Origin of the sequence: Parablautia muri (genome assembly GCF_009917485.1) — a bacterium.
GTDB classification, from domain to species: domain Bacteria; phylum Bacillota; class Clostridia; order Lachnospirales; family Lachnospiraceae; genus Suilimivivens; species Suilimivivens muri.
Genome location: NZ_QZDT01000089.1, coordinates 1 through 7,841 on the forward strand (window position 1 = coordinate 1; position 7,841 = coordinate 7,841).

The following is a 7,841-nucleotide window of genomic DNA, read 5'->3' on the forward strand; positions in this document are numbered from 1 at the left end:
TAGGAATTTCATTTATATTGGGCAGTGTCCTGGAAAATGTCAGGATTATATTTTCCTTTGCATAACATATTTAATGCTAACATTAGCATTAAATATGAAAACCGCACACAGAGTATTTCGGGCAGGCGTGGAATGTATGGAGGACGAACCGATTGTCAGTAAAAATTTCGTGAAATATAAGGACAAATTTTATGTGATTGGGGAGTCGCACTTGGTATATCAGGGGAATAAAACGGATTCCGAAGACTTTTATATTCTGACACTTGCGGCACTGGCGGAGGAATTGAAGTTTAGGGGATTGCATGAAGCAAATGTGACATTGGCGGTTGGGCTTCCGCTCGCTTGGATGAAAAGTCAGGGCGCAGACTTTAAGCGCTATCTGATGAAAGAGCAGGAACTGCATTTTGAGTTCCGAAAAGAGAGATATCATGTGCATTTGTGCGGCGTAGAAATATTTCCACAGGGATTTGCGGCTGTTGTCAATTTAGGTGCGATGTTGGGAATGAATATGCTGGCGGATATTGGGAACGGAACCATGAACGTGATGCAGATTATTGACAACAAGCCGTTGGAAAAAAGTCTTGTAACGGATAAATTCGGCGCAGGTATCTGTATGAAAGAGATACAGAAAGAATTGTCAAAGGAAAGCGGTGAGGATATTCCCGAAATGTTGATTGAACCGCTTCTGCGGAAAGGTTTGCAGGGAAGAACAGATAATATCGCTAAGAAAGTAGAGTATATTGCAAAAAAGTATACGGAAAATATCAGAAAGCGTTTGACAGACTATGGATATAAGGAAGAGCTGGTACACCTGTATGTGATTGGCGGAGGCGGCTGTCTGCTTCAGAATTATTCGGATTTAGGAGAGAAGGCAGGAGTGACTTTTATTACGGATATTTGTGCCAATGCAAAAGGATATGAAATTTTGGCAGAGAAGAAATTGCGCAGATAGATTGCATTGTTTCTATATCCGATAAGATATAGATTGATTTGTGGGAAAGGAATAAATTTTATGAGAGGAACATATCGCTGTACCAATGTAAAATTCTGCATGGAAGATGAGAACCAGCGCAGGGCATGGGAATATCTGCATGGGTTGAATCGTAGGGATGGCTCTTATGGGAAAGTGCTTGCAGATGCGCTTATTGCAGTGATAGGCAGTCAAAGTAATTCGCAAAATGCGATGAGGAAACGGTTTTCAGGTAAACAGTGTGAAGACTCAGGAGACGAGATTAAGGAGTTTGCAAATAAAGTTGCGGAGATGGTGTTAGAAGGTATAACCGATTATTTTGCCGACAAAGCTGTTTTTCAAGGTACAAAACAAAGACTTGATGAAACGCAAGTATCCAAACCGGAGCCGGAAGAGGAGATTGCAGAAGATATGTTGGATTTTGCTTTTTCAATGGGAGAGTAGCTTGCAAAAGAATAGAGTGTAAATGGTACCGAGTTGGCACCCGATTAATGGGGTAAAGTGGTTTTGGGTGCCAATTAGGAACCGTATTAGGAGCAGGATGGCAGAAGCTTTTCTGTTTACAAAAAATGAAGCGCGGGCGCAGAGATAGAAAATATGCAATAATGACCCTTGGAAAATTTGCTAAAAAGTAGAATATCAAGCACTGGATTCGGATATCCAAATAGCGATTTTGCAACGTTTACACATTTGCAAATTGGATATCCAATCCGCTTGCTGCTTGTAGGGGAAAAATCCCCTAACCCCTTATGAAATACATATAGAACGAAACGTCAAGTATAAAAACAATAACATTATTTTTTAGTCAATCTATGGAACGATGGAGGTTGAAAATGGAAAAACGAAATCGAAAGAATCAGCTTATTTTGCGCCTGAGTGAAGATGAGAAGTATATCTTAGATGCCAAATGCAAAAATGCAGAGTACAGGAACAAAAACGATTATCTCCGGCATTTGATTTTATACGGATATACTTACTTTGTAGATTACTCGGAACTGCATGACTACAATGTCAATCTAAGCAGAATCAGCAAAAGCCTGAACCAGATAGCGGCAAGGATAAGTTCTACGGGTAACACTTATCAGGACGATATAGAAGAAGTAAAGGAGCTGATGAAACAGGTATGGCATACACACGAATCCATGCTGTCAAAGCAACCGTACAGAAAGCATTAAAATATATCTGTAATCCGGAGAAAACTGACGGACAGATTTTGATAGATTCATTTGCCTGTGGGATAGAGACAGCGCATTATGATTTTATGGATGCGTTGTCAAAATCTTCTGGTATAGGTAATAAGCAGGCGTTTCATCTAATTCAGTCATTTGCACCGGGGGAAGTGGATTTTGATACGGCTCATCAGGTGGGAATAGAGCTTGTGGACAAGCTGTTAGAAAATAAATACAGTTATGTCATTGCAACACATGTAGACAAGGAACACTGTCATAATCATATCATTTTTTGTGCGGTTGATAATGTGGAATATAAAAAATACAATGACTGCAAACGCACTTATCATCGTATTAGAAATCTGTCAGATAAATTGTGCAAAGAACATGGATTGTCGGTTATTATTCCGGCAGGGCAAAAAGGAAAGACACATTATGAGTGGCAGATGGCAGAGGCGGGAACTTCGTGGAAAGCGCAGATGAAATCTGATATGGACAATGCCATTCGTGATGCGCACAGCTATGAAGATTTTATCAGCCGGATGCAGACAAAAGGATATGAGGTAAAAGGGGAAACTTTTGGAGATAATGCGCTGAAATATTTATCTTTTTCTGCTTCGGGGCAGACACGTTTTACACGTGTCAGTGAAAAGAATTTCGGTGTGGGATATACGAAAGAATCAATCAGAGAAAGGATCGAAAAACGTATAAGGGCACAGGAAAAATTCCCTGTAAAAAAGAAATTTCCCTTTCCAAAGCGACCGGATGCAAAGCGGACTTTGATTGATACAGACAAGGAGAAGTTTCAAGAGAATGGTGCGTTAAAGCATTGGGCGGATATACAGAATTTAAAGATTGCTGCGGCGAGTTATGCAGAGGGTGGTTCCGTAGAGGAACTAAAACAGAAAATATTAGAGAGAAGTGCTGTGGCAAAAGAGGCACGAAGTGCGATTGTGGATTTGGAGCATGAGATGAAAGCTAAAGCGGAAATCCTAAAATACGCAAAACAGTATATGGCAAACAGGAAATACCAGAGAGGATATGAGAAAGCGAAGGATCAGGATGCTTATTTCCGAAGCCATGAAACACAGATTATTCTATTTGGTGGCGCTGAAAATATGTTGAAGAGGTACGGAGTAAAGATGGCATCTTTAGATGTGGAAAAGATGCAGGCGGAATATGATGCAATGACAGCGCAAAAGGCAAAACTGAAGAAAACATATCAGACAGCAGAAAAGGAGGCGATGGAAGCGGATAAGCAGTTGAAGAACATAAGGCAGTATTTAGGGATTGAGAAAGACAAACAGGAAGCGACAAAGCAGCACAAAAAGCAAGATATGAGTTTATAGGAAAGAGAGGAAAAGTTTATGAATTTGACTTATGAAAAATGTGGAGACTATCTGATACCGAACTTAATTCCTGATCCAGAGCCGGAGGGAGAGGTGAGAAAGTTTGGATTGATGCGGAAATCTTATGTAGAGAATCATAGGAGAGGTATTTATTCGGGGTTATTGTTATCGGGTAAATTGAAAGAGCATCTGCTGATGATACAAGAACAGGCGGAGGAAAGGTTCGATTTGCTGATAGAGCAGATGGCAAAACAGGAGGGAGTAACGGAGCGGTTAAAAGCGCAGAATCAGATGCTTTGGGTGCGGAGAATGAATAATATTCGGGCGAGGGCAGAGGAGATTGTGAGGGAAGAAATTATATACTGTCTGTAAAATTTCGGAGCAGAGAAATCTGCTCCATGTTTGTATATATTTTTGTTGATATCCGGCGTTTTTGCGCTTATAATATTAATGGAATATTTTGCTTTTTGGGGGAGCGAAAGTATGGAATACATTACAATTAAAGAAGCTGCAGAAAAATGGAATCTTTCAGTAAGGCGAGTACAGACTATATGTAATGAGGGTATGATACAAGGCACTATAAAATTTGGTCATGCTTGGGCTATTCCGAAAGACGCCGAGAAACCAGCGGATAAGAGGATTAAGACTAAAAAATATATGAAGCGATAATTATAAAATATACAGTTTGAATTAGAATATGAAAGGTGCAATTACTATGTTGCCAGAAGAAAGAGCACGCATAAAAATAGACAATCAGCTTGTCAATGCTGGGTGGGATGTTGTTTCCAGACATGAATATATCCCAAATAGTGCATCAGCGGTTAAGGAAGCATTAATGCAGGGAAATACAGAAAGTGACTATCTGCTTTTTGTGGAAGATAAAGCGATAGCTGTTGTAGAAGCAAAGAAGGAATCTGATCCATTAGGAAAAGAAGTAGAGAAACAAGCCGAAAGATATGCAGTTCATCCGCAGTCATGGTATGGCTTGTGGTTTGAAGGCCTAATCCCGCTTGTGTATATGGCAAATGGAAACAAGATTTGCTATAAAAATATGCTCATTTCGGACAGTGAATATGAAGAACTGACTGAAATGCATTCTCCTAAGAAAATGTTGCAGATTATAAACAAGGTATCTGAGTATGGCGCTTTGCCAAGGCTTGAGAAAAGAGGACTTCGTGACTGTCAATATGATGCTGAAATAGAATTTGAAAAATCAATTAAGGCTGGCAATAAAAAGAATTTGGCGGTACTGGCTACAGGCGCTGGCAAGACATATTTGGCGTGTTTGGCATCCTATCGCCTGTTGAATTACACATCAGTAAAGAGGATTTTATTTCTTGTTGATAGAAACAATCTTGCAAGACAGACAGAATCAGAGTTTAGTCTGTTTGACAAGACGGAAAACCGTCAAACCATGAGTTCACTTTATCAGATAAGACGCTTAAAAAAAGAAAAGGATATCAAAGGAGATATTATTATTTCAACAATTCAGAAGCTTTTTTCAGTCTTGACAGGACAAACTTTGGAAGAAAGTAATGAGGATGTTGAAGATGAGAATATAAAGAAAGATGAAGAACAGGAATCAGCGGAAATTATTCAGCTTGGTAATGATTTGAAGCTTCCATCAGATTATTTCCAATTAATTATTGTGGATGAATGTCACAGATCTATTTATGGAAAGTGGAAAGCAGTGCTTGATTACTTTTCAGATGCGAAAATACTTGGTCTTACTGCTACACCCACGCCAGAAGCATACAGCTTCTTTAATAATAACATTATCAAAATGTATACATATGATGATTCTGTTGTTGATGGCGTAAACGTACCAGCAAGAACCTATAGAATAATGACAGATGTTACTGAGCATGGGGGAATAATTGAGGCTGGAACAGAAATTATAGAAACGCCACGTCGCAGGGATGAGCCTGTCACATATACAGCGACACAGCCAATAGAATATACGCCTATACAGTTGGACAGGTCAGTTATTAATCGGGATCAGATAAGAAAGGTATTGATGGCTTATAAAAATGCTATCTATACAGAACTATATCCGGAACGGGAACAAAAATGGGAATACATACCCAAGACATTGATTTTTGCCAAGGATGATAACCATGCTACAGAAATTGTCGATATGACAAAAGAAATTTTTCAGAACGAGTTTGAAAATGGGAAAGTTCCAGAGAATTTTGTGCAAAAAATTACTTATTCATCAGAAGATTCCAATGGACTTATTCGAGATTTAAGAACAGAGAAAGATTTTCGTATCGCTGTAACAGTCACATTAGTTGCTACGGGAACAGATGTGAAGCCATTGGAAGCTGTATTTTTTATGAAAGACGTACACTCCGATGTGCTCTATACACAGATGAAGGGACGAGGGTGTCGCATAATCAGCGACGATAAGTTGAAAGAAGTGACACCCAATGCCGATACGAAAGAATGTTATTACATTGTAGATGCTGTCGGAGTGACAGAACATGAGAAAAATATACCCCATCCAGCAGCGACTTCTGGAGGCGGAAAGAGGACATTGAGTTTGGAACAGCTTCTTGAACATTTGGCACATAATGAACTCAGTGATGAGAACTTAATGCTTCTTAGAGATTATTGTGCAACAATTAACAGGCGTTATGAAAATGATGCATTATTTGGAAGACATCTTGATTATTTTATAACAACCTATGGTTTTGCACCAAGGACAGTGGCGAATGATATCAATAACGCATTTTCAGAAGGAATTATGGTAGAGTATATTAGTCCTTCACGAGATAATTCTATGAGAATGAGGCTTATCTATAGATTGATTAGTAATATTCCAGCAAGAAAGAAACTGCTTGAAATGCAGCGGGGATATTATGCAATAGCAAGTGATAAAGATAAAGTAATCTATGCCGGCTTTTCAAAAGAATCTGCCAAGACTTATATTGAAAATTTTGAGAAATATTTGAATGAGAATCGTGATAGCATCGAGGCGCTTAGGATTCTTTATAATTCGGAGGACATCATAATTACGCATACTATGCTTGTAGAACTAAGAGATAGGCTTCTTGCAGAAAACAAACAGTATGGTATCTATCAGATATGGAAAAATTATAAGTTTCTTGATTCGGAAGGTAAGGTTGAAGAACTTGATATTAAAACAAATATAAATGCACTAACACATTTAATTCAGATAGTGCGTTATGCGTATAAGAGAAATCAGAAACTGACAAGCCTCTTTACAGGATATGGGCAGAGATTCAATCTGTATTGCGGACAGAATCAGCGTATTTTAACAATTGAGCAGGAGCAGATTATGAGACAGATTGCAGGATACGTGATAGATGCCGGGGCAATTTCTGTGGCAGAATTGAATGAGGCAGATACGGATTTATGGCGGAAGGCTGTAACAATTTTCGGTGCATCAACGCTAAAAGAGGAAATGTCAGCTTTATCAAAAATTATATTAAAGGTGGCTTAAAATGGCAAATCAAAAAAGCGAAGCGGCATTATTGAAAAAGGTATGGGATATAGCGAATGTTTTGGCAGCGGCAGGCGTCGGATTTACAGACTATATCACACAGCTTACATATATTCTTTTCTTGAAAATGGATGAGGAGAAAGAAGAACTCGGGCTTAACAGCACTGTTCCCGAGGGATATAAGTGGAAGGATTTAGCTGGTCTTAATGGAACGGATCTTGTTGAAAAATATGAAGAAATATTGAGGGAGCTTTCAAAGGATGAAGGATTAATCGGAACTATTTTTACAAGGGCAACGAATAAGATTGACCGTCCGGTTATGCTTGCTAAAGTCATAGAAATGGTAAGTGAAGAGAACTGGTATATGATGGAAGGAGATTTTAAAGGCGCCGTCTATGAATCAATTCTTGAAAAAAACGGACAGGACAAGAAAAGCGGAGCAGGTCAGTATTTTACGCCGAGAGCGCTGATACAGGCTATTGTTGAGGTAGTCAATCCTAAAATTACAGAAACAGTTGCAGATCCCGCCTGTGGTACCGGAGGTTTTCTGCTTGCGGCTTATGAACACATGAAGAGTCAAAGCAAGGATATAGAAAAACAGCAGTTTTTGAAGAACAATGCGCTCTTTGGAGCGGATAATACATCTTTAGTTGTAACGCTTGCTTCTATGAATTTATATCTGCACGATATTGGCATCAATAAGAGTCCTATTGCATATCAGGATTCTTTGATAGATACATCTGACAGAATGTTTGATGTAATACTGGCAAATCCGCCTTTTGGAACCAGACCGCAGGGCAGCGTGGAGGTTGCAGTGAGTGTGTGAAATAATTTCTGTAAATTAAGATCTTCTATGATAAGTTAATAAGAAAGGTAGGTGCTTTTAT

The 7,841-nt window shown here is 39.0% G+C and carries 8 protein-coding genes; all 8 read left to right on the forward strand.

Going from position 1 to position 7,841, the window contains the following annotated elements; all coding sequences use genetic code 11:
- A partial coding sequence (locus D5281_RS23290; protein ID WP_277935585.1) for a ParM/StbA family protein occupies window positions 1-952 on the forward strand: 952 nt, incomplete at its 5' end.
- 60 nt (window positions 953-1,012) lie between these two features.
- The gene (locus D5281_RS23295) at window positions 1,013-1,414 is read left to right on the forward strand and encodes a hypothetical protein (protein ID WP_160562304.1); all 402 of its coding nucleotides are present in this window, start codon (window positions 1,013-1,015) and stop codon (window positions 1,412-1,414) included.
- A 389-nt stretch (window positions 1,415-1,803) separates the two neighbouring features.
- Window positions 1,804-2,145 (forward strand): plasmid mobilization protein, encoded by a 342-nt coding sequence (locus D5281_RS23300; protein ID WP_160562305.1) that lies wholly within the window; start codon window positions 1,804-1,806, stop codon window positions 2,143-2,145.
- Window positions 2,094-3,488 (forward strand): relaxase/mobilization nuclease domain-containing protein, encoded by a 1,395-nt coding sequence (locus D5281_RS23305; protein WP_160562306.1) that lies wholly within the window; start codon window positions 2,094-2,096, stop codon window positions 3,486-3,488. The genes D5281_RS23300 and D5281_RS23305 overlap by 52 nt, the downstream gene beginning before the upstream one ends.
- An 18-nt stretch (window positions 3,489-3,506) precedes the next feature.
- Entirely contained in the window at window positions 3,507-3,860 is a 354-nt protein-coding gene (locus D5281_RS23310; protein WP_160562307.1) for a TnpV protein, read from the forward strand.
- Between the two features lie 111 nt (window positions 3,861-3,971).
- Window positions 3,972-4,157, forward strand: a complete 186-nt coding sequence (locus D5281_RS23315) for a MerR family transcriptional regulator (RefSeq protein WP_016299148.1) — start codon at window positions 3,972-3,974, stop codon at window positions 4,155-4,157.
- A gap of 166 nt (window positions 4,158-4,323) precedes the next feature.
- The gene (locus D5281_RS23320) at window positions 4,324-6,954 is read left to right on the forward strand and encodes a type I restriction endonuclease subunit R (RefSeq protein WP_277935586.1); all 2,631 of its coding nucleotides are present in this window, start codon (window positions 4,324-4,326) and stop codon (window positions 6,952-6,954) included.
- Window position 6,955: 1 nt separating this feature from the next.
- On the forward strand, window positions 6,956-7,780 hold the full coding sequence (locus tag D5281_RS23325; protein WP_277935587.1) for a type I restriction-modification system subunit M: 825 nt from the start codon (window positions 6,956-6,958) through the stop codon (window positions 7,778-7,780).
- The last annotated feature ends 61 nt before the right edge of the window (window positions 7,781-7,841 follow it).

What these genes read in the sequence shown, in the direction of transcription:
- D5281_RS23295 (WP_160562304.1), top strand. Translation starts at nt 1,013, where the DNA reads ATGAGAGGAACATATCGCTGTACCAATGTAAAATTCTGCATGGAAGAT.
- D5281_RS23300 (WP_160562305.1), top strand. Translation starts at nt 1,804, where the DNA reads ATGGAAAAACGAAATCGAAAGAATCAGCTTATTTTGCGCCTGAGTGAA.
- D5281_RS23305 (WP_160562306.1), top strand. Translation starts at nt 2,094, where the DNA reads ATGGCATACACACGAATCCATGCTGTCAAAGCAACCGTACAGAAAGCA.
- D5281_RS23310 (WP_160562307.1), top strand. Translation starts at nt 3,507, where the DNA reads ATGAATTTGACTTATGAAAAATGTGGAGACTATCTGATACCGAACTTA.
- D5281_RS23315 (WP_016299148.1), top strand. Translation starts at nt 3,972, where the DNA reads ATGGAATACATTACAATTAAAGAAGCTGCAGAAAAATGGAATCTTTCA.
- D5281_RS23320 (WP_277935586.1), top strand. Translation starts at nt 4,324, where the DNA reads ATGCAGGGAAATACAGAAAGTGACTATCTGCTTTTTGTGGAAGATAAA.
- D5281_RS23325 (WP_277935587.1), top strand. Translation starts at nt 6,956, where the DNA reads ATGGCAAATCAAAAAAGCGAAGCGGCATTATTGAAAAAGGTATGGGAT.